The organism is Candidatus Manganitrophaceae bacterium (assembly GCA_012960925.1).
In the GTDB taxonomy this organism is placed as follows: Bacteria; Nitrospirota; Nitrospiria; order SBBL01; family JAADHI01; genus DUAG01.
The window spans coordinates 25,564-50,840 of sequence record DUAG01000043.1 but is presented as its reverse complement, the minus strand read 5'-3'; the positions used below and the strand labels follow the sequence as shown (position 1 = coordinate 50,840).

At 49.4% G+C, this 25,277-nt stretch carries 28 protein-coding genes and 1 tRNA gene; 9 read left to right on the top strand and 20 right to left on the bottom strand.

The features are described from left to right. Window positions 1-156: 156 nt before the first annotated feature. The 19 genes from EYQ01_06455 to EYQ01_06365 all read right to left on the bottom strand — a co-directional run bounded on the left by EYQ01_06455 (window position 157) and on the right by EYQ01_06365 (window position 15,614). Window positions 157-825, bottom strand: coding sequence for a hypothetical protein (locus tag EYQ01_06455; GenBank protein HIE65437.1), 669 nt, complete (start codon window positions 823-825; stop codon window positions 157-159). 11 nt (window positions 826-836) lie between these two features. Beyond that, window positions 837-1,376 carry an isoprenylcysteine carboxylmethyltransferase family protein gene (locus EYQ01_06450; GenBank protein HIE65436.1) on the bottom strand — a complete coding sequence of 180 codons (540 nt, stop codon included), beginning with the start codon at window positions 1,374-1,376 and terminating at the stop codon, window positions 837-839. Between the two features lie 127 nt (window positions 1,377-1,503). Continuing rightward, the gene (locus EYQ01_06445) at window positions 1,504-2,595 is read right to left on the bottom strand and encodes a 3-dehydroquinate synthase (protein HIE65435.1); all 1,092 of its coding nucleotides are present in this window, start codon (window positions 2,593-2,595) and stop codon (window positions 1,504-1,506) included. A gap of 7 nt (window positions 2,596-2,602) precedes the next feature. Continuing rightward, window positions 2,603-3,127 carry a shikimate kinase gene (locus EYQ01_06440; protein HIE65434.1) on the bottom strand — a complete coding sequence of 175 codons (525 nt, stop codon included), beginning with the start codon at window positions 3,125-3,127 and terminating at the stop codon, window positions 2,603-2,605. A gap of 39 nt (window positions 3,128-3,166) precedes the next feature. Continuing rightward, window positions 3,167-5,551, bottom strand: coding sequence for a type IV pilus secretin family protein (locus tag EYQ01_06435; protein HIE65433.1), 2,385 nt, complete (start codon window positions 5,549-5,551; stop codon window positions 3,167-3,169). Further along, window positions 5,548-6,084 carry a hypothetical protein gene (locus tag EYQ01_06430; GenBank protein ID HIE65432.1) on the bottom strand — a complete coding sequence of 179 codons (537 nt, stop codon included), beginning with the start codon at window positions 6,082-6,084 and terminating at the stop codon, window positions 5,548-5,550. The genes EYQ01_06435 and EYQ01_06430 overlap by 4 nt, the downstream gene beginning before the upstream one ends. Next, the gene (locus EYQ01_06425; protein ID HIE65431.1) at window positions 6,085-6,663 is read right to left on the bottom strand and encodes a hypothetical protein; all 579 of its coding nucleotides are present in this window, start codon (window positions 6,661-6,663) and stop codon (window positions 6,085-6,087) included. 27 nt (window positions 6,664-6,690) lie between these two features. Beyond that, window positions 6,691-7,239: a hypothetical protein gene (locus tag EYQ01_06420; protein HIE65430.1), complete on the bottom strand. Its 549-nt coding sequence runs from the start codon at window positions 7,237-7,239 to the stop codon at window positions 6,691-6,693. Beyond that, window positions 7,236-8,318 carry a type IV pilus assembly protein PilM gene (pilM, locus tag EYQ01_06415; GenBank protein HIE65429.1) on the bottom strand — a complete coding sequence of 361 codons (1,083 nt, stop codon included), beginning with the start codon at window positions 8,316-8,318 and terminating at the stop codon, window positions 7,236-7,238. The genes EYQ01_06420 and pilM overlap by 4 nt, the downstream gene beginning before the upstream one ends. A gap of 57 nt (window positions 8,319-8,375) precedes the next feature. Then, window positions 8,376-8,585: a MerR family transcriptional regulator gene (locus tag EYQ01_06410; protein ID HIE65428.1), complete on the bottom strand. Its 210-nt coding sequence runs from the start codon at window positions 8,583-8,585 to the stop codon at window positions 8,376-8,378. A gap of 493 nt (window positions 8,586-9,078) precedes the next feature. Next, entirely contained in the window at window positions 9,079-9,558 is a 480-nt protein-coding gene (locus tag EYQ01_06405) for a hypothetical protein (GenBank protein HIE65427.1), read from the bottom strand. Continuing rightward, window positions 9,543-10,139 carry a UbiX family flavin prenyltransferase gene (locus EYQ01_06400; GenBank protein ID HIE65426.1) on the bottom strand — a complete coding sequence of 199 codons (597 nt, stop codon included), beginning with the start codon at window positions 10,137-10,139 and terminating at the stop codon, window positions 9,543-9,545. The genes EYQ01_06405 and EYQ01_06400 overlap by 16 nt, the downstream gene beginning before the upstream one ends. 272 nt (window positions 10,140-10,411) lie before the next feature. Beyond that, the gene (gene rapZ / locus EYQ01_06395; protein ID HIE65425.1) at window positions 10,412-11,272 is read right to left on the bottom strand and encodes an RNase adapter RapZ; all 861 of its coding nucleotides are present in this window, start codon (window positions 11,270-11,272) and stop codon (window positions 10,412-10,414) included. Window positions 11,273-11,350: 78 nt separating this feature from the next. Continuing rightward, complete coding sequence (raiA, locus tag EYQ01_06390) at window positions 11,351-11,710, bottom strand: ribosome-associated translation inhibitor RaiA (protein ID HIE65424.1); 360 nt, start codon at window positions 11,708-11,710, stop codon at window positions 11,351-11,353. Window positions 11,711-11,802: 92 nt separating this feature from the next. After that, entirely contained in the window at window positions 11,803-13,221 is a 1,419-nt protein-coding gene (gene rpoN, locus EYQ01_06385) for an RNA polymerase factor sigma-54 (GenBank protein HIE65423.1), read from the bottom strand. A gap of 308 nt (window positions 13,222-13,529) precedes the next feature. Next, on the bottom strand, window positions 13,530-14,282 hold the full coding sequence (gene lptB, locus EYQ01_06380) for an LPS export ABC transporter ATP-binding protein (protein ID HIE65422.1): 753 nt from the start codon (window positions 14,280-14,282) through the stop codon (window positions 13,530-13,532). A gap of 35 nt (window positions 14,283-14,317) precedes the next feature. Further along, a complete protein-coding gene (locus EYQ01_06375; GenBank protein HIE65421.1) occupies window positions 14,318-14,899 on the bottom strand; it encodes a hypothetical protein in 582 nt (193 codons plus the stop codon). Then, complete coding sequence (lptC, locus tag EYQ01_06370) at window positions 14,874-15,440, bottom strand: LPS export ABC transporter periplasmic protein LptC (GenBank protein ID HIE65420.1); 567 nt, start codon at window positions 15,438-15,440, stop codon at window positions 14,874-14,876. The genes EYQ01_06375 and lptC overlap by 26 nt, the downstream gene beginning before the upstream one ends. Window positions 15,441-15,538: 98 nt before the next feature. Beyond that, window positions 15,539-15,614, bottom strand: a tRNA-Cys gene (locus EYQ01_06365). Between the two features lie 172 nt (window positions 15,615-15,786). On the opposite strand from EYQ01_06365, the gene purE reads away from it, so the two are divergent. From purE to EYQ01_06350, 3 genes are all read left to right on the top strand, one after another. After that, window positions 15,787-16,293 carry a 5-(carboxyamino)imidazole ribonucleotide mutase gene (purE, locus tag EYQ01_06360; GenBank protein HIE65419.1) on the top strand — a complete coding sequence of 169 codons (507 nt, stop codon included), beginning with the start codon at window positions 15,787-15,789 and terminating at the stop codon, window positions 16,291-16,293. Beyond that, window positions 16,293-17,456 (top strand): 5-(carboxyamino)imidazole ribonucleotide synthase, encoded by a 1,164-nt coding sequence (locus EYQ01_06355; GenBank protein HIE65418.1) that lies wholly within the window; start codon window positions 16,293-16,295, stop codon window positions 17,454-17,456. The genes purE and EYQ01_06355 overlap by 1 nt, the downstream gene beginning before the upstream one ends. A 284-nt stretch (window positions 17,457-17,740) precedes the next feature. After that, window positions 17,741-18,229, top strand: a complete 489-nt coding sequence (locus tag EYQ01_06350; GenBank protein HIE65417.1) for a hypothetical protein — start codon at window positions 17,741-17,743, stop codon at window positions 18,227-18,229. Here the strand turns inward: EYQ01_06350 and EYQ01_06345 are convergent. Beyond that, entirely contained in the window at window positions 18,192-18,407 is a 216-nt protein-coding gene (locus EYQ01_06345) for a hypothetical protein (protein HIE65416.1), read from the bottom strand. The two genes, EYQ01_06350 and EYQ01_06345, sit on opposite strands and share 38 nt — an antisense overlap. Window positions 18,408-18,709: 302 nt before the next feature. Between EYQ01_06345 and EYQ01_06340 the strand changes: the two genes are divergently transcribed. The 6 genes from EYQ01_06340 to EYQ01_06315 all read left to right on the top strand — a co-directional run bounded on the left by EYQ01_06340 (window position 18,710) and on the right by EYQ01_06315 (window position 25,107). Next, on the top strand, window positions 18,710-20,437 hold the full coding sequence (locus EYQ01_06340) for an arginine--tRNA ligase (protein ID HIE65415.1): 1,728 nt from the start codon (window positions 18,710-18,712) through the stop codon (window positions 20,435-20,437). A 23-nt stretch (window positions 20,438-20,460) separates the two neighbouring features. After that, window positions 20,461-21,603, top strand: a complete 1,143-nt coding sequence (gene tgt, locus EYQ01_06335; protein ID HIE65414.1) for a tRNA guanosine(34) transglycosylase Tgt — start codon at window positions 20,461-20,463, stop codon at window positions 21,601-21,603. Between the two features lie 138 nt (window positions 21,604-21,741). After that, on the top strand, window positions 21,742-22,098 hold the full coding sequence (yajC, locus tag EYQ01_06330; protein HIE65413.1) for a preprotein translocase subunit YajC: 357 nt from the start codon (window positions 21,742-21,744) through the stop codon (window positions 22,096-22,098). Then, the gene (secD, locus tag EYQ01_06325; GenBank protein ID HIE65412.1) at window positions 22,095-23,729 is read left to right on the top strand and encodes a protein translocase subunit SecD; all 1,635 of its coding nucleotides are present in this window, start codon (window positions 22,095-22,097) and stop codon (window positions 23,727-23,729) included. The genes yajC and secD overlap by 4 nt, the downstream gene beginning before the upstream one ends. A gap of 27 nt (window positions 23,730-23,756) precedes the next feature. Further along, window positions 23,757-24,680 carry a protein translocase subunit SecF gene (secF, locus tag EYQ01_06320; protein ID HIE65411.1) on the top strand — a complete coding sequence of 308 codons (924 nt, stop codon included), beginning with the start codon at window positions 23,757-23,759 and terminating at the stop codon, window positions 24,678-24,680. Between the two features lies 1 nt (window position 24,681). Then, window positions 24,682-25,107 (top strand): DUF4388 domain-containing protein, encoded by a 426-nt coding sequence (locus EYQ01_06315; GenBank protein HIE65410.1) that lies wholly within the window; start codon window positions 24,682-24,684, stop codon window positions 25,105-25,107. Window positions 25,108-25,277 lie beyond the last annotated feature (170 nt).

Sequence of the window (25,277 nt, the reverse complement as noted above, 5' to 3'; positions counted from 1 at the left end):
AACCTCTGAACAAGTCATGACTCGCTTTTTCAGGGCTACAATGTCCCGCTTCTGCGTTGCAAATCTTGAAAATAGCGGGCTATTCTCTGCGATTCGCGCCTTGAATCGGAATATTCTATCTCCTGAAAAAACAACCCAGACTTATTCAGAACTTCCTTAACCAAATATCTTTTTAAGAAACCATATCCCCTTTGTACGAATCATCTTCACTTCTTTCTCTCCGAAGAGCCCTTTCTCGAGAGAAGATCGTTCTTCTTCCGAGAGTAGGTGTTTCGCACGTGTTTTTTTTAATTTTGCGATGCCCAATATATCGTCTTGATGAAAAATATGATAGACCCTATTTTTTATAATGTTGAAACGTCCTCCGCGTTGAAACGCGGTCGCAAAATCAATCAGGTAGGGCTTTCCATCCTCTCCCATGAGAATATTTTTTACATTGCGAAGGTCGCATAATACCACCCCTCGGGCATGAACGGCGTCGATCACAACCCTCATCTTGTCAAAAAAAGCAGGGTCCAGGTCGTCTTCCCTTAGCTCAGAGCCATTTCGACTCGGAATAAACTCAAGGGCCAGGGCATATCGGTCGATCAGTCCATAACACTTCGGGATGCCCGGTATACCCTGGAGTTTTCGGTAAATAAGAGCTTCCCGTCTGATCGCGACGACGCCGACAAAAATGCGAAAGAAAAAAGACTTTTCAAAGTAATCCTTGACCAGAATCTGTCTGCCCTCTTTCTGAAGAACGAAGATATCGGGCTTCCAGGGCTTCCCCTCCCGCATCACTCTTTGAATATACTGTCGAAAGGAGGCTCTTTTGAATGTCATGCACAATCCATTTAATATAGTCGAAGCCCCAGGGCAACGATTCCGGCCAGGGTCATCACGGCTGTCTGATGCTCACTGTTTGAAACAACACGGCCCCATGCCCATTGGTGGCTCCCTCTATTTTTGTAAGGCGAGAGGCGGGGGAAATAGTCCGGAACGCTCCGGTCATATTCGTCCCACAGAGATCCGAAAATATTTTTCAAGCGAGCAGCTTCCCGTTTTTTTTTAAATGGCGCGTAATAGAAAAAAAAGACGGCCAGTCCGACAGAAAGGATGATCCATTGTCCCGCGAGAAAACAGAAGCCAACCATGATGAGGAAGGTTCCAATATAGAGAGGGTTTTTAACATAGGCGTAGGGTCCTGTTGTCGTTACCTCACGATTTTTACGAAGATGCCCCGCAGCCCAGAGACGACCCGCCTCTCCGATTAAGATAAGAGCGACACCCATGAAAAAAAGATGGGGCTGGACTGTCCCATAAACAAAGAGCAAAACGATACCAAAGTAAACCGGAACTGTTTTTATAGTAATCTTTTGAAGGAGATTCCTCAAGGTACAGCTCCAGAACTATTTTTCCAAGAATATAAAATGAAACAATATTCAGGGAGACAGTTGGAAACCATCTTATCAGAGTCGATTGGGAATTGTCAGGGTCTTAAATTAAGATATCGAGAGGGGGTCAGCGCGAGAAAACTGATCGGAGAAAAACTTTCAGGTCTTTACGATCGACGGGCATAATCCGGACAGATCCTATTTTTTCGGGCAGGATAAAAAAGATCACCCCATCCACAACCTTTTTGTCCCGTTCCATCACGGAAAGCAAGCAGCCCGGATCGAGGCGAGGCATCCGTGTCGGAAGGCCAAATGAACGGAGTAGGGCGACCTGACGTTCAAGCGCAATCTCGCTTAGGATCCCCAGCATGCAAGCAAGCCGGGACGCCATGACCATCCCAATGGAAACCGCTTCGCCATGCTTATACTTTCGGTAGCCCGTCATCGTTTCAATAGCATGTCCAAATGTATGGCCGTAATTTAAGATCTTACGAAGACTCGATTCTCTTTCGTCCGCTTGAACAATCTCTGCCTTGATTGCTGCTGACTTTTTGATACAGTAAAGAATTTTTCCGGGCTCAAGCACCTTGATCGGGGCAGTATAACGCTCAAGATATCCAATGAAGGCGGGATCAAAAATGACACCATATTTCACGACCTCGGCGAGACCGGCAATATATTCTCGTTTGGAAAGGGTCGTCAGGACCGTCGGATCAATGCAGACCAGGCGGGGTTGGTAGAAGGCGCCTATCAGGTTTTTACCCTTAGGATGGTCAACACCCGTCTTTCCGCCGATACTGGCATCAACCTGTGCCACGACCGTGGTTGGGCATTGAATGTAAGAGATCCCTCTTAAAAAAGTTGCCGCTACGAATCCGGCCATATCCCCGACCACACCGCCGCCCAAAGCAACCAATGTCGCATCCCGTTCAAACCGGTGTGCAACAAGTTTGTCATATACCCGGCCCACCTGATCAAGCGTTTTGTACCGCTCACCATCAGGAAGCGATATCATCACTGGGGAATACCCTGCGTCTTTCAGGCTTTTCCGAACCTGGGCACCATAAAGACGGTCTACCCTGGGATGAGTCACGACAGCGATTTTCTCCCCAAGCGAAAGATCCCGAAGATATTTCCCCAGATTTTGAAGGATTCCCGGACCGATAACGATGTCATAACTGTTGTGACTTAACTTAAGTGATATCTTTTCTACTTTCACCGTCAGATCAGGAGTTCTCCCCCATCCTTTCCAAGACCTTTATCTTAATCCGACGAACGCTTTCCTGAACATCAACATCAGACGTATCAATCGAAAAAGCCGCGCGATCGTAAAACGGTTGTCTTTCTGTCAGGAGACGGGTAATCCTTGAGAGTGGATGAGGACCGCGTAACAGCGGGCGTTTTCCCAGCCTTTTTCGAACCCTTCTCAAGATCACCTCGGGTCGTGCCTTCAGAGAAACCAGAATCCCATTTCCGCTTAGAGCCTTGAGGTTTTCCTCTTGAAGCGGGACACCCCCTCCCGTAGAAATGACATATCCGCTCCACCCCGAGACATCATGCACGGTCTCCAACTCCAATTGCCTGAACCACGATTCTCCCTCTTCGGCAAATATTTTATCAATTCTTTTATGTGCTCTCTCTTCAATGATCTGATCGGTGTCGGCAAAGCGATAGCCTAATTCCACCGCCAGGCGCCTTCCAATAATGCTTTTTCCTGTTCCCATAAAACCGAGCAATACAATATTTTTCATACTCAACTTTAAACAGAGATTCGCCCAGGAGACCTGCGCTTACTTCATGATCGTAGGGGTAATAAAGACGAGGAGCTCTGAGGTATTTTCCCTCGTCTCCGTTCTCTTGAAAAGCCATCCCAGAAAAGGGATATCCATAAGATAAGGGATTCCGCTGATAGATTCCGCCTCGTCCGTCTCATAGATCCCGCCGATCACGGCGGTCTCGCCATCCTGAATCAGGATCTTCGTTGTCGCCTCTTTTTTCAGAATACTCGGGCCAGCGGCACCCGGGATCGTATCCCCGGGGGCGTTCTTTGAGATCTTGATATCCATGACGATGCCGCCATCCGGAGAGATATGAGGTGTTACGGTTAAACTCAAATTTGCGTCAATAAATTGTGTCTGCGTCCCCTGATCAGAAGTGGTTTGAAACGGGATCGACTCTCCCTGCTGGATCTTTGCCTCTTCGTTGTCCAGAACAGCAATTTTGGGTGTCGAAATGATACGGGTCAGCCCCTGCGATTCCCCTGCCGAGAGCCTAAGATCAAGGTTAAACGGATTCCCCGCACCGATCCGTCCAAAAGTAAACCCAATTCCCCCCAGGTTGAATCCTGCCGGCACGTTGACAGCAAAGTCAGAGATGCCGGCATTAAAAGCGCCAGTGGTATTGGAAAGGGTAAACCTGCTATTATTGTTTACCCCACTTGTTTCAGCGCCCCACTGAATCCCCAATTCCCGCCTGAAATTCGGTTTGATCTGAACAATCCGGGCCTCAATCATGACCTGAGGCGTCTGGGTATCGAGTTTTCTGATCAGACCCCCAACCTCACGGATATTCTTTTCAATATCCTTCACGATAATGGCGTTTGTTCGATCGTCGACGGTAATATCTCCCCTGGGGGAGAGCAGCTTTGAAACCGTGTTCTGAAGTTCATCTGCCTTGGCGTAATTGATCCGGAATATTTTAGTGACCAGATCTTCCGCGCGGACCTTCGTCTCCTTCGCTCGAGCCTCTTCGTCCTGCTGGCGCGTAATGTTTGCCAATGTCGAGATTCTGAGGATATTTCCTTCCCGGATCTCGCCCAGGTTATTCATCTTTAATACAATTTCAAGCGCCTGATCCCATGGGACATTGATCAGCTTCAAGGTGACCTTTCCTTTGACGTCATCCCCCATCACGATGTTCATTTTACTCACATCGGCTATGAGACGAATCATATCCGTAATATCAGCATCCTGAAAATCAAGAGAAATCTTCTTTCCGGTGAATTTTGGCTTAGCTGATGTCTCCGCGCCCTCAGAACTTCTTTCCACCTTCGCTTTCTTTACCATTTTTACCACTTGTTTTTGTTTTGGTGAAACCGGGGCCGGCCTGAGAATGACCTTCTTCGAAGGTTTCTTGATAACTTTTTCAGCAGGTGAAGCAGCCACCATCTTCGCTGGCGCAACAAGGCCTTCCTTTGATTGAACCGGAGTGATCAAAGGGGAAGAACTTGCTTCTTCCCGGGGAGGGGACGGCGGGAAGAACGGAACAGGCTGTTTATCCCCCTTATGGAGGCTCTCCAATTGAATACGCAACTTCTTTTCACCCTGATGCCAGGAATATTGAATGGGAGAGAGGAGATCCACGACAAGACGAAGTTTATCCGGATGCTGCCCTATTCGTACCTGCTTCACTGCAGGATCCCTTGCTGCAATAAGCCTTTCTTTCGTCGTTGTTGTGGTATTGGCAAGATCTATGACCAATCGATCTTGCCCCAGGAGAAAGATTTCAGGATCCAGGCGGCCGTCTGCTGTCACAACAAGCGCCAGGCCCTCCTGATCGTCAAAACGTATTCCGCTCACCGTTTTCGCGGGGGGACTCAGGGCTTCCTCCACCAATCTCGTACCTTCTTCCTTTATGAGCAAAGAAAGGATATCCTGGACCTCTTCCTCAGGTCGTTCTTCGGAAGATTTTTCAGAGGAGGGAGCCCGTTCCTCATCAAAGAAAACAAAACCCTTTGCGCTTTCACTTTCCTCTTCGACTTCACCCGCCGGAAGAGACACCTGGACGATAAGCTTGAGCCCTTCTGTCCTCACATTTGTTTCAGCGCCGCCGGTCAACTCGAATTCAAGACGGGAAACCCGGCTCCGCTCGCCAACCTTAGGACGTATTGAGCGAATCGGCCCCTTTTCAAGCACGATCTCATCCTGATATTGACCAAGGCCGACTTCCGCCATATCAATCACCAGGCGATCAGGGTTATGCAGCCTGAAGGTGGTGTAGATCATGGGTTCCTGACCCTCTAGGATGACGATGGTCTCCCCGGTTCCCTCAGAAATGTCTATATGCTGGATCTCTGTCTGGAATGTCTCGTTGACCTGCAAATTTTTGACACCACAGGACAGGGCGAGTGATGAAAATAGTATAATGATTGCATATCGGAACGCATGGCCGGTCATTCTAGCCCCTCCTCTTGGAGATGAAGTTTCATCACAGTGGTGCTTGTCTCAGTTTCACCAAATATATTGGTACCGGTCTCTCTTATCACGACTTCTTCCTTCGTAATCCGTCGCACGATACCGCTACTTATGCCAATTCGGGTCCCCTTTCGCAGGGTATATCCTTTACCGTCCGGCGTCTGGACGATTGCCCCGAAGCCGAATTCACCCCAGACAATCCCGATCAATTTCAACTCAGACAAGGACAAGCGTTGCAACGGAGGGAGGCTTAGAATCTTCTTCTGTGACTTCCTGGAGGATGCCACTATTGACCGGAACGGATCACGTCTTCCTTCGGGGTTATACCGAAAAGTAACGACCTCCTCTTTTATTTCCGGGGTCGGACTCACGGCTTCAACCAGCTCTCCACTCCGGGAAACTTGCGGGGCCGGGAGGGGAGGAATTTCTTCTGTGATCGGGGGGGCATCTGTACCGTCACACGCGGGTAATAGCAAGCAAAGCAAAATGATTCCCGTTCTGAAAAAAGTGTTCAACTAACCTCCTTCTACAGAAGCAAATGCCGTTGCAGAGAAACTGGTCTGAATAATAATCCGACCCTTGTCTTCTTTAGGAGATGTCATCCGGATATTGGAAACATTGACTATCCGTGAAAGATGACTAATCTTATCAAAAAAAACAGCGAGAGAATGATACCCTCCGGCAACCTCAACATTTACAGGGATACGGACATAGAGCCCGGAAGGATCTCTTACTTTCGCGGCGGGTCGCCACAGCTTAAATTCGAGCCCGGTTCTCCCTCCCAACTCAGAAATCTGCCGCAGGAGAACCTCCACCTCCGCCTCAGGAGGTAATTGCTCCTTCAATCCAGCCAACTTTAGCTGAAGCGCCTCATTTTCACTTCTTAGCAATACCAGCTTGCGAACCTTGATACGATGGATGTTGATTGCGTTGTTTAGCTCGGAAACTTCCTCTTCGAGCCTGGCAATCTCATTATTCTTCGGGATGAAAACAAACCAGACAAAACCCCCAACAAGGATAACAACGATCAGGGCAAGCGTAACAAATTTCTGTGTACTGGTCAGATGTTTTAACGCTTCTGAATTAATATCCATAAGACCTCACTCATGGGGATGAAACCCTCATGAAAGAATCACACCCTTCAGTCGGAAAAAATAGACTGGGATATTCCCTTCGATGCTCTTCCGGGACTCCAGGATCTGGACATCCCCAAAGAAAGAAGATTCCTTCAGATTATCAATGAATTCAACAATATCGTTATTGGTGACAGCCTTTCCATCCAAATCAATACTCCCCCGACTTTCACTGAGGCTGGTTATCCATGCACGGTCGGGCAGGCTCCTGCTGATTTCGTCAAGCAGATGCACCGGGACAGACTGATTCTTGCGGAGTTGATCAATGATCTCAATCTTTTCCTGAACCACTTTCTTGTTCCGTTCATAGTTTTTAACTTCCTTCACTTTCATTTTTAACTGAACCAATTCTGCAGAGAGCTCTGAGGTTTCTGAATTGAGGACACTTACCTTATCATTGAGTTTTCCCCAGAAGAACCCACAAATCAACAGGGTAACCAAACAGACAGCGATGACGACGATGAGTTGCGCTTGTATCTCTACCTTCCGCTTGGTCGTCTTTGCGCGATGCGGCGTGAGCAGATTAATCTCAATCATAAACCACTTCCCTCTAATCTCCGTAGGGCCAAACCGACCCCTACGGCAGACATGGGCGCCATCTCCTGAACAAATTTCCGGTCAAAGAGGTCCTCAGGGATCTCGATATTTTTGAAAGGATCTGCCATTTCAACCTCGACGCCAAGTTTCTCAGCAAGGTGGGCCAAGAGGTTTGGAAGTTTGGCGCTACCCCCACTCACCAGAATCCGATCGATTGTCTCACTGCTCGACGTGGTTTTATAATATTCAAAGGATCGCATGACTTCTGTCGAAATTTTCTCGTTGAGACCGTTGATCATATTTAAGAGGGCATCCGGGTCAACTCCGTCGACCGCTTCGCCCCGCTTCGCGCGTTCGGCCTGTTCATAATTTACATTGAATTCCCTCTGAATCGCCTCACTGTAGCGGTTCCCTCCGATTGAGATATCGCGTGTAAAAGCAAAGGTCCCCCCCCGCAAGATAGTAATATTCATCACGCTTGCACCGATGTTCACCAGCGAAACAATTTCGTCCTCTCTCGAATCATAGTTTACGCCATACATGTTCTCCAAGGTGAAGGCATCAACATCAACAATAACAGGGTTCAAGTCCGTCTCCGTAACCAGGGTGGTGTACTCCGTCAGCCGTTCTCGCTTCACCGCAACCAGGAGGACTCCCATTTGGTCCTTCGCTTCTTCCGATTCCGACTCGCCCAGGATATGAAAGTCTATATTGACGTCATTGATATCGAATGGGATATATTGCTCCGCTTCCCATTTAATCGACTCTTCCAGCTCCTCCTCTGTCATCATCGGGACATTAATTTTTTTGACGATCACAGAATGGCCTGATACAGAAAGGGCGACATCCTTGGCCTGGACCGATTGCTCCTCAAGAAGTTCCTTGATCACATCAACAACCTGTCCCGAATCCATAACGGTCCCATCAACAATCAATTCAGGATCAAGCGCCTTCACACCAAACTTTTGGAGTTGATAGCCCTGAGCCAGTTTTTTGAGTTGAACCAACTTGATCGCGCCCGACCCAATGTCGAGTGCAACAATCTCTTTTTTTCGAGAAAATGAAAAACCGAACCCCATCGACCCCACCCTTTACCTTTGATGACGAATGAAGTAATCATCTGCCCATGACAGGCACTAGACCTTACTCGTATGACCAGACCTGCCGGAGATGATTTTCTTTATTTCTTTAATATTCCGATCAGAGTAGAGCCGCCAATTCCTCCAATCCCGTCCCACGTCAGAAATAAGCCCTTCATCTTCCCAACGGAACAGGGTCGCCCGCGAGATATCGAATAAATCGCAGATATCTTTTGTCTTATACTGTATCTTTTCTTTGCGTGCCATTCAGGAAGATTCCACTCAAAGTTAAGGGATAGACTCTCTACATTCTACCGATATTGTCCATGCGGGCACGATCTAGCCACACAAAAGGCCTACCCAATAACCACCAATCAGACCAAATGAAGGAGAAAGCCATCACAAAAAAAGGACACAAAATGATGCTTACTCCTTTCAGGGATCTAATGATAGTAAGTATACTTAGTATTTATATTTTGTCAAGGATAGAGAAGACATTTTCTATAGTACTCCGGTGAAGGTATTCTGATTGCCGAGCGAGCACTATATGTTGTGGCAGTCTGTTCTAGTGGAAGAATGCTGGAAGGGGCGTAACCCCAACTTCGTAACTATTCAGCATGCCGAGATAAGCCTTCAGGACGAGGTGCGAGGAGCACCAAACAGCAAGGTATGGTTTATACGTGAGGATTCGAACACCACAGCAACGCCACCAGGGAGAGATGGTCTCGCGAAGCCAAAAATGGGTGTGCTGAGATAGCTTCTAAAATGCTTGCTTCCTGGTTCCTGGCGAAGCTGCGGGACTCAGCTTTCTCATGGCGAGGCCGATCGTCGCCTCAAAGCTTTCTCCTAGGTACAATTCGGCATCGACCTTGATTCCTTTCTCCCCATTTTCAAGCCCGACAATCTTTGCTCCTCTGACAAATGCGGAAATTTTCTTGCGTATTTTTTCGTCTTTCTCAGCCCAATCCCTTACACGCTTTCCGACGCCTGTATGCAAGCTCATGATTTGAGACTCTATCTTCGCATAGACATCTATCTTGGCATGCTGGATCGCACGAATTCTCTTTAATGTCGTCCACTCTCCTTCGATCAGCCCATTGCCGCTCGCCTGGATCGTCACATCCGACCAATCCGCGCGGGCTTGTTCTTCCGGCACAGTCTGGCATGAAAGAGCAAGAAAGAGAGGGATCAATATTAATATCGTTCGTCTCAAGAGGAGGAGGTTCACTGTCCGGACCAACGTGTAATCATCTGATTTTCTATCTTAAGGGCATCAAGGACCCGACCGACAACGAATTGCACCATGTCATCGATCGACTTCGGGCGATGGTAAAAAGCCGGCATCGCCGGCATCAGGGTCGCCCCCATGTCTGCCAATATGAGCATATTCTTCAGGTGAATTCGGCTCAAGGGTGTCTCTCTCGGGATCAGGATCAGGGGGCGTTTTTCCTTCAAAGTCACATCTGCCGCACGCTCAACAAGCGTTGAAGAGATCCCATGGGCAATCGCCGCCAGGGCTTTCATCGAACAGGGGGCGACCACCATCCCCTCTGTCGGAACAGAACCACTTGCAATGGGCGCCGTCATGTCCCGCTCATCACAACAGACCAGGTCATAATCTCCGTATCTCTTATCCAGAATATTGGATGTCTCCTGGAAATTCGCTCCCCAATCGAGCCCCATCTCACCCTTGATAATCAGCCTTGCCTCATGCGTCAGCGTTAAGTAGACCTTGTGCTTCGCCCTCAAAAGAAAGTCTAAGAGCGTGACACCGTACACCGCGCCGCTCGCACCTGAAATCGCAATCACATAGCTTTTCATAAGGAACCTCTGATTAAGTCTGGGTTAAGTTTTTCAGGAGAAAAAATGTTTCGATTCAAGGCGAAAATTGCAGAGAATAGCCGGCTGTTTGGAATAACCACAGCCCCAAAGGGGCGAATTTTTCGACCCGAAAGGCAGGAAGACCTTTTATCGTTATTCACTCGCTAACCCAGTACGCTCGCTATGTGTGTTCAAGATTTACAACGCTGAAGCGGGGCATTTTAGCCCTGAAAAAATAATTCATGATTTATATCAGAGGTTCCATAAGGCTTTCACTGGGCTTGTCCAATATCACGATGGCGACAATGGACCTTGAGTCCCGTCTCCTGGAGATGCGCTCTCAACAGACGAACCATCGCCACAGAACGATGCCTCCCTCCCGTACAGCCCACCCCGACGGTCAAATAACTTTTCCCCTCCTTCTTGTACAGAGGAAGGAGGAAGTCAAGGAAGTCATACAGCTTTTTCAGGAAGAGCTTCGCCTCCGGAAGATCAAGGATATATTTTTGAACAAGCGGGTTTTCTCCCGTAAGCGGTTTTAAGGCCTCCTGAAAGTGGGGATTGCTTAAAAATCGGACATCAAAAAGGAGATCCAGGTCGCTCGGGATTCCATACTTAAATCCGAAAGAGATCAGGGATAAGCGCATTCGATGTTCCGCCTGATCCCCAAAGTACGTCTGAGTCAGCACGCCTTCCAGTTGGTGCACATAATAGTCCGAGGTCTCCAGGATCCGATCCGCACGTTTCCTGAGCCCGCCCAGCTTTTCACGCTCAAGCTTGATCCCATCGAGAGCAGTCCCTTCTCCCGCAAGCGGATGGGGTCTTCTCGTTTCCGAAAAACGGCGAAGCAATACCTCATCTCTCGCCTCAAGAAACAAAAGCTCGGCTTGATATCCGGCGTCCCTCAGTTCATCAAAGACCTTTAAGAAATCTGAAAGAAAATCTCGTCCGCGTATATCAACACCGACGGCGGCCTTGACAATACCCTCTCTGGACTGCCTGCATAGCTCAATAAATTTCAGGAGGAACTGAGGGGGAAGATTATCAATGCAAAAGAAGTCGAGGTCTTCCAGATACTTAATGACAGAACTTTTACCGGACCCGGACAACCCGCTGACCACCACGAGGCGAATGCTCTTCTTCTCCACCGTCATGCAGTACCCCGCACGACCGCCGGCAATCCGGCCTCAGCAAAAGTCATCGATCGAACCTTAATCTTCCTGGTCTTCCCCGAAATCATTTCGAGCGGCGGAATCTTCTCCAACAAAGTTATCCTGCTGGACCCGATGGTTGCAAAGTTTTTCTTTATGCTTCTTGAGCTGCCTTTCCACTTTTGCCATCGCCTTGTCCACCGATGCATACATGGCATCTGTTTCTTCTTCAGACTGGAGGATAGAACCATTGACCTTCAACAGAACCTCGGCAAGATGCCGATACTTTTCCACCTTGAGAGTAAAGATAATTTGGGTCGCCTTTGATGTGTATTTTTCAATTTTTTTGGCCCGATTTTCAACATAACTGCGTAACGCGGGCGTCACCTCTAAATGTCTTCCGGTAATCAATACGTCCATGGGTCCTCCTTAGACATAAGATTGATACACATTTTCCCCTTGGATTATGAGCCTGTCGGCAAAATTACAACTCTATTTCTCAGACAGACTCCCTAGAACAGTTTTTTGCGACGGCTTGCAGGGGGAATCTTCAAACTCGCACGATACTTTGTCACTGTTCTTCTTGCAATCTCTATCCCATCCTTCTCCAGACATCTTAAAATGTCCTGATCCTTCAGGGGATGCGCCGAATCTTCTTCCATCACCATTTTTCTGATTTTCTCATGCACCACCACCGAGGAAAGGCTGTCAGAACCATTACCGCTACGCGGCAAGCTACCGTTAAAAAAGAACTTTAATTCGTAGAGCCCCTGAGGGGTGAACATGTATTTATTTGTCGTGACACGGCTGACGGTGGACTCATGCATCGAGATATCATCAGCAACCTGTTTCAATATCAAGGGCTTTAAAAAATTAACCCCCTTCTCTAAAAAAACATCCTGAAATCTCACAATACTTTCTGCCACAAGTCGCATTGTCCGATTCCGCTGCTCGATACTGCGAACCAGCCAGAGGGCAGACTTAAACTTTTCCTCCAGATAGCTCTTTGTCGTCTCCGCAACCTGATCTTTGGATCGAAGCAAGGCCCGATAGTACGGACTGATTTTCAATTTAGGCAGCCCATCATCATTCATCACGACAACATATCTTCCATCTCGTTTTACAACATGGATATCGGGAACAATGTAGTGATTTTCTTCAGAATAAAAGGGGCGCCCCGGCTTTGGCTCCAGACCTTCTATCACCTTACACGCATCGACCACCTCCCGCAGAGGCACATTACATTCCTTGGCAATATGAGGGTAGCGTTTCTTCTCTATATCTCCCAGATAGTCCGTCACAATAACGTCAGGAAGCGTCCCGGTAAGCCGGAGCTGCCGGAGCTGAATAAGAAGACATTCCCGTAAATCTCTTGCACCAACACCGGCCGGGTCAAAATCCTGAACAACCCTTAAGACCTTCTCTACAGATTTCGGGGTACTTTCGAAGGAAACCGCAATCTCTTCAGGCGATGACCTTAAGTAACCGTTATCATCGATATCTCCGATGAGAAGCGTGCCGATCTCTTTTTCTTTGACAGAAAGGGCGGAGAAACCCAGTTGCCATAAGAGATGATCGACAAGAGAGGTTGATTTTGCAAGGGTCTGTTCAAGAGAAGGCCCTTCCTCAGGAAGGCCCCCTGAAGTACTCCCTCCCTCACTACGGCCTTCATCTAAATAATATTCCTCCCATTTCAGGTCAAACTCTTCCTTGACCTCGGGGACCTCTGGACGATCATCTGTTTTTGCTTCGTCCTCTCCCTCCGATTCTGCAGAATCGGCGTCTTCAGTATTACCGACAATATCTTCCAGGACGGGATTCTCCATTATTTCCTGCTGGATGGTTTGCTCAAGCTCCATTCTCGACAACTGAAGCAGCTTAATGGCCTGCTGAAGCTGGGGCGTCATCACCAGCTTCTGCGCCAACTTCATGTCCAGTCTCAGACCCACTCCACCATCAGGCCAAGCCACGGTCAAACCCTCTCAAAAATTAATGGAAGCTCTGAATAAGTCATGAATTCTTTTTTCATGGCAAAAATGTCCCGCGTCTGCGTTACAAATCTTGAACACGCATAGCGAGCGCACAGGGTTAGCAAGCGATAAAGATTAAAGAGTCCTTCTTCCTTTTGGGTCGAAGAATCCTCGCCTCTCGGAGGCGTGGTTCTTCCAAATAGCACGCTATTCTCTGCGATTTGTGCCTTGAATCGAAACATTTTATCTCCTGAAAACTCAAGCCAGACTTAATCAGGGCTTCCTATAGCGCCGGCTTTTTGTTCTTGCCAGCTAAATCGATCCCCTAAATAAAGCGATTTTGCCTCCGGGCTGTTGGCAATCTCCCGAGACGTTCCTGATATTAATATTTTTCCGTTATGAATGATGTAAGCACGATCCGTAATATCGAGCGTCTCCTGAACATTATGGTCTGTAATCAAGACCCCGATCCCTTTCTTTTTCAGGTGAAAAATGATCTTCTGAATCTCAATGATCACAATTGGATCAATCCCCGCAAAGGGCTCGTCCAAGAGGATAAACTGGGGAGAAAGGACCAGGGCACGCGTAATTTCAAGCCGCCGGCGCTCACCACCTGAAAGGGTATAGGCCTTGTTTTTTGCAAGGTGTGCAATATTAAGCTCCCCCAAAAGCTCCTGAAGTCGTTCATCACACTCCGATGAATTGAGTCCCATGGATTCCAGGACAACCCGAATATTTTCTTCAACGCTTAACTTCCTGAAGATGGACGGCTCCTGGGGAAGGTAGCTCACTCCCGAGCGCGCACGGAGATACATCGGCATCTCGGTAATGCGCTCTCCGTTCAGGAAAATCTCCCCGCGACTCGGCGGGGTCAGCCCGACGATCATGTAAAATGTGGTGGTTTTTCCGGCCCCATTCGGCCCCAGCAAACCCACAACCTCTCCCGGACCGACTGAGATACTGACCTGATCGACAACCTTCCGGTCCTGATACTTCTTTTCGAGTCCGCGTGCTTCTAACATTCCGCTTCACAATTAGGTGGAAATAATGACTACGGTCATTTTGGTTTCAAACCCAAGCCTCCCGACTCAGAGCGAATGACAAGTTCACTCTCCGAAACCAGGGTCCGGTTCTCCGCCAGTAAAAAAGTGATCGTTTCTCCCTTAACGTGAAAATCCTTCTCCCACGCTTCGGGATGACCCGTCAAGGTGATTCTTTCCCTCTCTTTATCATAATGACCTTTTTCGGCCTTAGCCCGTCGATCCCCTTGCTCTATGTACACCTCTCCGGAAACGACAATACCGGAAATCTCTTTCCCTCCCTGAGAAGCCCCCTCTAAAAACAGGGATGACGAGGGCTTCGAAGATCTCCCCGCCTCTTTTTCTCTTAAGAAAACCTCTGCCAGATCCGCCTTAATCCTTAAATCCCCCCGCTTGATTAAAACATCACCTTCGAAGGTGATCTTGTTTTCCAGGCCCTGTACAACCATCTTCCTCGCAGTAATAGAGACAGGATCCCTTCTCCCGGCGGTCCCGAACCCGTCTTCCACCGCCAGAACCTCAATCCGTCCCAGAACCAGAAGAAGTAAGGGGAGAGAAAGCAAGAGACACTTCTTAAAAAAGGACCGCTTTAACGTCACCAGATACAACAAGTTCCTGCCTATCAAGTAACCACCTCAACCCTGACCCTTCAACTTCAACATGAGGGCCTGAGAGGGTGGCAAATCCATCTGTTGTAAGCGCTCTTGATCCATTGGTCCATTTCAGGCCCGAGGTCTTTATGACATAGCCATTTCCTAAAACAATCTTCATAAGCGCTGTCTTTTGCCTAAGAGTAAAGTCTTTCTTCGCTGTGTCAATAATTCCCTCATCCCCTTCTAACTCCAATGGCAACCCATTCCGGGTTTGAATGGTCACTGAAACATTCCTCAGGATGGCCTTCTGCCCCTCTTGAAACATTTCCGCATGCTCCGCCCGCAGCTCCCACTCCGGCTTTCCCCTATGCGTCTGAACAAAAGAAAAGCGACTGATTCTGACATCTGCCTTTCCGCCGCCAGATTCAAAAACAGCAGTCACATTCCTTTTTTTAAGACCCGAGAACAAAGAAAAAGACAAAAAGATGAGGAGCCCCATCATAAGAAATAACAGGAATTGTTTTGGGTAAATTTTCAGGGACGACATAGCACAAAGATATCATAAATTGAAAAACGAGTAAAGCCGATGGGGACGGAAACTCTTGTCGGAACCCATCTTTTTTGGGAGAGGATATGGGCAATTTTTGGAGGCGGCGAGCGGAATCGAACCGCTGAATGACAGTTTTGCAGACTGCTCCCTTAGCCACTTGGGTACGCCGCCATTGAGGGGTACAATCTAGCAGATTTGATTCTCCAGTGCAATCAGAGATTCCATCAGGACTCACGAATTGCACTTGGACTTGCGATCTTCATCATTTTGATTTACGATAGCCCCCGGTGAAGATTCTCTTCAAACCCATCGAGCCCTTAAAACCTCCTGGAGCAGTGTGGATATGCCGAAAGAGCAACCTCAGAGGAAGACGACAAAAAAAGAGATCCGGGTCGGGATTATCGGCGGGAGCACCAGCGATTTCCCTGTCTTGGAAAAAGCGGTTGCAGCCCTGGATTCTCTCGGTATCGGCAACGAGTTGCGCGTCGTTTCGGCACATCGGACGCCTGATCAGATGTTCGAATATGCCGAAAGTGCGGATCGCAGGGGCCTGGAAGTCATCATTGCCGGTGCTGGAGGCGCCGCCCATCTTCCTGGGATGATTGCGGCCAAAACCCTGCTGCCTGTAATCGGCGTTCCCATCCCGACGGAACACCTTCGTGGACTTGATTCGCTCCTCTCCATTGTCCAAATGCCTCGCGGGGTCCCGGTTGCAACCGTGGCGATCGGAGGGGCCGAGAATGCCGCCCTCCTGGCGGCAGAAATTCTCGCCCTGAAATACCGTCCTGTTCGTAAAAAACTCATCGCATTTCGGAAAAAACAGACCCGTACTGTTCTGAAGGGACAGTAATGATGGCTGTCCAACCTCGCAAGCTTGGCATCCTGGGCGGAGGACAGCTGGGGATGTTCTTTGTCCTCGCCGCCCGGCAACTCGGTTTTCGCGTCACCGTCTGGGACCCGAATCCGGATGCCCCTGCGGGGGCCGTGGCCGACACCTTTATCTCAGCACCTTTTGAAGGTGAGTCCAGGGCATGTCAGACCTTTCTCAAAGAGAGCGAAGCGGTTACCTATGAATGGGAGAATGTCCCGGTGTCCCTTGTTGAAACCCTGGAGAGAACCTGTCCGGTAAGACCGGGGAGCCGGATACTCCGCCTCCTTCAGAACAGAATTCTCGAGAAACGTTTTCTTGTAGAACATAAATTTCCCGTGACCCCTTTCCGGGTGCTTGAAACTCCAGGAGAGTTGAATCGCGTGTTCAGCGATTTTACTCTTCCCGCCATCTGCAAAACGGCCACAGCAGGTTATGACGGACATGGGCAATGGCGGCTCAAGAACCGGGAGGATATTCACGCGCTTCGGGAGGCGCTTCAGCCCCGGGGTGCAGGATGGATCATTGAAAAATGGGCACCGCTTATCAAAGAGCTCTCCGTCATCATCGCGCGAAATGAGGAAGGGAATTTAAAGGCCTATCCTGTCACCGAAAACCGGCATGAAGACGGCATTCTCAGGCTTTGCCAAATTCCCGCAGATGTTGGCCCAGACATCACACGTAAAGCTGTCTCCCTCGCGGCGGAAGTCATTGCCGCCCTCGAAGGGGTTGGCGTATTCTGTGTTGAGTTTTTTCTCATGGAAAACGGAGAACTGCTCATCAACGAGATTGCCCCGCGTCCGCATAATTCGGGGCATTACAGCATGAATGTTGCCACTGTCTCCCAGTTTGAACATCAGGTACGTATCCTTTGCGGCCTGCCCCTTCTTGAGGTTCAGCTCCTCTCGCCAGCCGTCATGGTGAATATCCTCGGGCCTGAAGTGAGCGCAGCGGAATCCCCGGAACAACTCAAGCGCCTCCTGTCGATCCCCGGAGCCCGGCTCTACCACTATCGCAAACAGGGCATCAAAACAGGAAGAAAAATGGGCCATGTCACCCTGGCCCATCCGGATCCACACCAGGCCCTGGAACGCGCCAACAAGGTCCGCGCGCTGCTGGACCGAGCCGCATCCAATACTCCTTAAGGAAGCTCTGATTAAGTCTGGGTTGGGTTTTTCAGGAGATAAAATGCTTTGATTCAAGGCGCAAATCGCAGAGGATGGTTCTCGCGAAGCCATAGCCCGCTATTGTCAAGATTTGTAACGCAGAAGCAGGACATTTTTGCCCTGAAAAAATAATTCATGACTTATTCAGAGCTCCCTTACAACCCACCCACAAGATACGACTTCAACTCGGTTTAATCTGTGCGGCTGTGCTACCATGGACAAAGCCAGATAGCGATCCTTCTCTTCATAATACGGTTGAAGTCATGCGGACAACACATCAGACTTTGCTAAACGGGACTCTTCTATATTGGATCTTCGTTGTAGTCTGCATCGCGGGGACAGGTAGGGTTGGGCTTTCTACTGCCTGGGCCTTTCAGTTCATCAGCCCATCAAACGGGGAGGTCGTGGAAGCGGGCAGGCGTTTAGAGATTCGCGTCGATCCGGGGGAAGACGCTCCTTTGTTTGGCATTCTCTTCATGGCCTCCAGAGGCATCTCGCCCCCAAAGCTGGACTCGACGCCCCCTTATGTATGGTCGATTCAGATCCCAAAATCGTATGTCGGAAACCTTACACTCTGGGCAGTGGCCCGGCGATATACCCCTGTCCCAAATCCCCCGCGTGCGACGGTCACGATCAAGGTGGTTCGCCCCATCATCCACGCCACCCTGCCGGAGTCCACGGCCTCTTGGACAATAGAGGAACAGACCATCGATCCTATTCTTCTTCGTCCTGATAGGGGTGAACAAAAATAAATCGATAGGCAAAAAAGATAATGATGATGGTCAACACAACGATGTAGGTCGAGAATGTCCAGAAAGGCACAGCACGGCCAGAAAAAAAATGTCTTCCAAGATAAAGGAACCCGGCCCCTCCCCCGAGACACACCACGATGACAAGGCTAAAGATAGCTTTCTTTTTCTGATCGCTCATTCCTATTCTCCTTCAAAACTTTTACGGATTATTCCATAAAAACCCTTTTATTTTCAAGTCTAAACTCAAGGTCCCCCTTACTTACTCATTCTTCATTGCGACGGAAAGGACCATTTTGTTTTATACTGATGTTTTTTATCGAAATAGTTGACTTTTCAAGGAGATGGAATATAGTTAGCTGTTTGTTTTTTAATTGAGTAGAAATTGGCCTGACTCATTACGAAGTGGATTTCGGCTCATAAATATGATCAGGGCTCATCACCTGAATTTATCTCAAAATTTATAGGACGTCCCGGAGGTCGATGAAAACCGCGTTAATCAAATGGATTGAATTCGTTGTCGGCGTGGCACAAGAAGCGGGAACACTGAAAGCCGCCAACGGTCTAACAATTCCCCTCGAAGCCCCCAAAAAAGTGGGTCATGGTGATTTCGCGACGACGCTCCCCCTGCTCCTGGCCAAAACGGAAGGACGTCCCCCGAGAGACATCGCGACACAACTCGCAAAACAACTGAATGATCCGGCCCTGAGAAATGCGTTTGAAGTGGCGAATCGACTGGACGGCGGTTCACCACTTCCTTCCATCGAAAAAATTGAGGTCGCCGGACCGGGATATATTAATTTCTTTATGACCAAGGCGTCCTGGCATCAGGAACTCATCAATATCCTTCAAGAGGATAAAAACTATGGCCGGGCGTCGGAGGGAACAGGAAAGCGGATTCAGATCGAATTTGTCAGCGCCAATCCGACCGGACCGCTTCACGTCGCGCACGGACGGGCCGCGGCGCTTGGAGACGCGCTTGCCCGGCTTCTAGAATCAGTTGGATACCAAGTCGACCGGGAATATTATATTAATGACGTCGGCGGACAGATGCGCCTCTTGGGCGAATCCACCTACCTGCGTTACCGCGCGCTGTTTGGACAGGAGATCGATCTCCCTGAGGAGGGGTACAAGGGGGAGTACATCATCGATATTGCCAGGGCAGTGAGGGAAGAAGAAAGTGACCGCTACATGTACGGCCCTGCGGAAACACATCTTCCCTTCTTCACCCGATACAGCTATGAGAAAATCCTGGCTTGGATCCGTCGAGACCTGCATACCTTCCGGGTTCATTTCAACTCCTGGACACCGGAGGCAGAGATTCATCGGGATAAAAAGATTGATGCGGTCTTCGAGCTCTTAAGATCCAAAAAGGTCCTCTTCGAGGAAGAGGGGGCCCTCTGGGTAAAAACAAGCCGTTACGGGGACGACAAGGACCGCGTCGTGAGGCGGAGCAACGGTGTGATGACCTATTTTGCCTCAGACATCGCCTATCATCGGGAAAAGTTCGAGCGGGGATACGATCGCCTGATTAATATCTGGGGGGCGGACCATCATGGATACATCGGACGCATCAAGGCCGTGGTCGAGGCCATGGGATATGCCCCCGACCGGCTCCAGATCCTGATCCACCAGTTGGTGAATCTGTTGCGGGATGGCCGGAAGATCAAGATGTCCAAACGGTCAGGTGAGTTTGTTACGCTCAGAGACGTGATGGATGAGGTCGGCGTCGACGCAACCCGTTTCTTTTTCTTGATGCGTCGTTCCGATACCTCTCTCGATTTTGATCTGGAGCTGGCCAAGAAAGCCACGAATGAAAACCCTGTTTTTTATGTACAATATGCCCATGCCCGCCTCTGCAGCATCGAAAGAGTGGCAAAAGACCGGGGCTGGGATGTTGAAGATGCGGTGCGCGGGATTACCGTGGAAGATCTGTCCCCGCTCACCCTGCCCGAAGAACAGGCGCTGATCAGGCAGGCCGCGCGCTACCCGGACCTCGTCCTCTCCGCAGCAGAGGCCCTGGAACCCCACCGGATTACCTTCTATCTGCAGGAACTGGCGGGATTGCTCCATCGGTTTTATTTTGGGCAGCGTGTTATTACGGAAGACGCGGCCCTGACGAAGGCCCGGCTGGTCCTGATGCGCACGATCAAGATCGTCCTTCAAAATGGACTCGACCTGCTCGGCATCACCGCTCCGGAGCAGATGTGAGGGGTTTACCAAAACCGACCCGGATCAAAACTGAATATTCTGCAAGAGACGCGGGGCATTTTAAAATCGTCCATTCGTCAAAAACCTCTTTCGCCCGCAGCGGGGTCATCAGGACAGACCACGGTGAAATCGAGACACCGGCTTTTATGCCCGTCGGAACGGCCGGGACGGTGAAAGGGATGAGCCCTGAAGATCTCACAGGTCTCGGGGCTCAGGTCATCCTCTGCAACGCCTATCATCTCTATTTAAGACCAGGGGACGGTTTTATTGAAAAACGGAAGGGATTGCACTCCTTTATCTCCTGGGACAAACCGATACTAACCGACAGCGGCGGCTACCAGATTTTCAGCCTGACCGGCCTCGCACGTGTGACAGAGGAGGGAGTTACTTTTCAGTCCCATCTCGATGGCTCACGACATTTCATCTCCCCTGAAAGAGCCATAGAGATCGAATCCAATATCGGCGCCGACATTATCATGGCCTTTGATGAGTGCCTTCCTTATCCTTCCGATTACGAGAAGACCCGTCTCTCACTCGACAGAACACTTCGCTGGGCCGGACGCTGCAAAGAAGCCCATTCTCGTAAAGATCAATTTCTATATGGAATTATCCAGGGCGGATTCTATAACGATCTCCGGGAAAAAGGTGTGGAGGGTCTTCTTGAGATGGACTTCGATGGCCTAGCCGTCGGTGGACTCTCTGTCGGGGAGCCGCAAGAAAAAATGCTGGAGGTTCTGGAAAAGGTCATCCCAATCATCCCGGACCATAAGCCAAGATACCTGATGGGCGTCGGAAGGCCGGAGGATCTGGTCGAGGGGGTCCAGCGGGGCGTCGATATCTTTGACTGCGTCCTCCCGACCCGCCACGCAAGGACCGGAGCGCTCTTTACCCATGGGGGCGAAATCCACATCAAGAACGCGCGGTACAAAGAGGATGACCGGCCACTTGACCCGGACTGCGGGTGTTACACCTGCCGCCATTTTTCGAGGGCCTATTTGCGCCATCTCTTCATGGCAAAAGAACTTTTAGCAATCCGCTTGAACTCCCTACACAATTTATATTATTATCTAGGGTTGTTAAAAGGGCTCCGCCAAGCGATCGAGAAAGATTCTCTGGAGGATTTCTGTCGTAAATTCTACCAAAGGCGTCAGTCCACCCAGGAATAGTATTGAATCAACGGAGGCGGATCGATAACGTAGGATAACAATCCAGCATAAATAGATAAGCCTTCAAGGCAAGACGCGAGGAGCGTCGCTATGGAGGATTAGATGGGTTGCTGAATCGTTACATGAGGAGGTTACATTTTGGAATGGCTTGAAGCAACGGCATGGGCCCAAACAGGAGGCAGTGCCAGCGGATCGTCGGGAAGCGGCCCTGCGCAGATTCTCGGGTTTGTCCCTTTTATTCTTATTTTCATCCTTTTTTATTTTCTGCTCGTCATGCCCCAACAAAAGCGCGCCAGGAAACAAAAAGAGATGATCGAGGCCTTAAAAAAGGGAGAACGCGTCTCGACATCAGGAGGGATTATCGGGACGGTCACCAACCTCACCCCGAAGGTGGTCACACTTCAGGTGGCGGATGGCGTTCGCATCAAGGTTGTCCGAACCAATATTGAAGCCCTGGCGGACGGTTCTGAAAAGAAAGGGGAAAAGGGAAAATGAAACGAGAAGTCAAGGGGCGCTTTCTCATTATCCTCACAGCGATAATACTCTCCGTCCTGTTTCTCCTCCCCTCAACACCGCTTTATTCCATTCTACCCGATTGGTGGGGAACTATCTTCCCGGACAAGGGAATAACCCTCGGCCTTGATCTGCGGGGAGGAATGCACCTTATTTTGGAAGTCGAAGGGGAAAAGGCGGTCGAAAATGCAATTGAACGGAATATGGCATCGCTCAAAGATGCGCTGAAAGATGAAGAGATCACGATTTCCTCTATTCAACGGGAAGGAAGAGAAATCTCATTCTCCTTCGATTCCGGGGACAATGAAAAGATCACCGAACTCCTGGACGACAAATATGCAAGCCTAGTGACCAGCCGGGAGGAAAGTGGGGAAAAAGTCCTGACCTTCCGAAAATCAGAGGAGAAAAGAATCCTCGATATGGCGACACTCCAGGCCTTAGAGACCATTCGGAATCGAATCGACGAATTCGGGGTCACGGAGCCGCTGATTCAACAACAGGGGGCCAACCAGATCCTGATCCAGCTTCCCGGGGTCAAGGAACCCGAACGGGCCATTGAATTGATCGGAAAAACGGCCCAACTCGAGTTTAAACTCATCAATGAGACCTCTGCTCTCCTGAATCAATTTCCCTCCCGGCTCAATCCGGAGGAGGCAGAACAATTCTTCGACGAATTTAAAGATAAAATTGACCCGGAAGACGAGATCCTTTTTGGACGGAATGTCGATAAAGATACCGGCGATGTTACAAAAACGCCCTACCTTGTCAAGAAACAGGCGGTCCTTGCGGGAGATCTTCTTACCGATGCTCGTGTCTCCTTTGGGGAGTTTAATGACCCCTACGTATCCATCACGTTTGATCCGCTGGGTTCCAAACTCTTTGAGAAGGTGACCGACGAAAACAGGAGAAGACGTCTCGCCATTGTTCTGGACAAATCCGTGAAATCGGCACCGCGCATCCAGGAGAAGATCAGCGGGGGCCAGGCCCAGATCACAGGGACCTTTACGACACAGGAGGCCAATGATCTCGCTATTTTCCTGCGGGCGGGCGCGCTGCCCGCCCCGGTCAGGATCATCCAGAATGTCACGGTCGGGCCGTCCCTGGGAAAAGACTCTATTCAGAAGGGGCTCATCGCGGGCCTGTTTGGGTCCTTGATGGTGGTTATTTTTATGGTGGTTTATTATCGGCTCTCCGGCTTGCTTGCCGATATTGCGATGGCCCTCAATTTGATTCTGTTGTTTGGCGCTTTGGCCGCATTGAACGCAACTTTGACCTTACCCGGCATTGCCGGGATTATTTTAACCGCTGGCCTGGCTGTAGATGCAAATGTCTTGATTCTGGAACGCATCCGGGAAGAATTGCGTGCGGGGCGGCCCGTTCGTCTTGCAATTGATGCCGGGTACAGCAAAGCCTTTTCATCTATTTTTGATTCCAATGTCACAACGCTCATTACTGGCTTTGCTCTTTTTATGTTTGGAACCGGTCCGATCAAGGGCTTTGCGGTCACACTCTCTCTCGGGGTGATGATTAATCTCTTTACCTCTCTGGTTGGCACAAAGGTGGTGTACGACCTCATCAATGGCCGAAAACGCCTGGAACATTTGAGTATTTAATCACGAAAGGAATCCTAGGATAAGCATATGCGAGAGTTCTTTAAAAATACAGACATCAATTTTCTCGGGAAGCGTCAGAGCTTCTATCTCTTGTCCATCATCCTCCTATCCATTGGCCTGATCGCCCTGGTGCAGATCTCACGCGGCAAAGGGAATTTAGGGATCGATTTCGCCGGGGGTGCCGCCGTTCAGCTTAAATTTGAACAGCCGATCTCGATTAATGAAGCGAGAAGGGCCCTGAGAGACGGGGGGCTTCCGGGAACCGAACTCCAGGAAATCACACGGGAGAACAAGTTGATCATCCGAATCAAGAAAAAGGATATTGTCCAGAAAAATATCAGAGGGCAGATAAAATCGATCATTTCAAAGTCCTTTTCCGGAAATTCATTCATTATTGAAAGCAGCACGGAGATCGGACCCACCATAGGGAAAAAGCTTCAGAGAGATGCCCTTTGGGCGATCGCAATTTCCCTCATCGGCATCGTCTCTTTCATTGCATACCGGTTTCAATTTCAGTTTGGCATTGCAGCGGCCATTGCGGCCTTTCATGACGTCCTCGTCGTATTGGGAACTTTCTTCCTTTTGGATAAAGAGATCACCCTCCTCACGGTGACGGCCCTCTTGACCATTGCAGGTTATTCACTCAATGATACGGTTGTTATTTTTGACCGAATCCGCGAGAACCTCAAGGCCCGAAAAAAAGAATCTTTCGAACAAACGATCAATAAGACGATTAACGATGTTCTTTCCCGGACGTTTATCACCAGCGTGACAACCTTTCTGGCGGTTGCCGCGCTCTACCTTTTCGGAGGGGAAGTCATTCATGATTTTGCCCTCGCTGTCCTGATCGGGGTGGTCGTCGGAACCTATTCTTCCTGGTTCATTGCCAGTTCTCTCCTCGTGACCTGGAGGCAACGAAGCCAAGAATCCAGGGTTCTAAAAAGGGCATAAAATGACAGAAGATTTCTTTACGCCAACCGGCTCCCTTCAGGACATACGATTTCCAAAAACACTTCAGACCATCTGGCAAAATGAAAAAACCGGGGTACTTAATCTTTTCCGGAATGACCTCAATAAGTCGATTTATTTTAAAAATGGCGAGATCATCTTCGCGGTCTCCCTGTATCCGGATGACCGGCTTGGCGAGGTCCTGTTAAAAACCGGGAAAATCCGGTACAAGGAATACGAACGATCGGTTGAACTCCTGAAGAAGACAGGAAAGCGACAGGGAACCATTCTCGTGGAAGAAGGCTTCATTGAACCAAAAGATCTCTTTGAGGGCGTGATCTTACAGGCCAAGGAAATCATTCTGAGCCTCTTTACCTGGATCAATGGAGAATACAAGTTTACGGAAGGCCCTCTCCGAACACCATCATAGAAACCTCTGGAGATCTCCCACGGCTGTCCAAAAAGATACCACTCTCACCCGTCATGCAGGAACTGATTCAACTCGCAGACGGGAAACGGACTTTAGACCAAGCCCTCATCCCGTCAGAGATGAACTCACTGGAATCCACCCAATTTCTTTACTCTCTTCTGACAATCCAA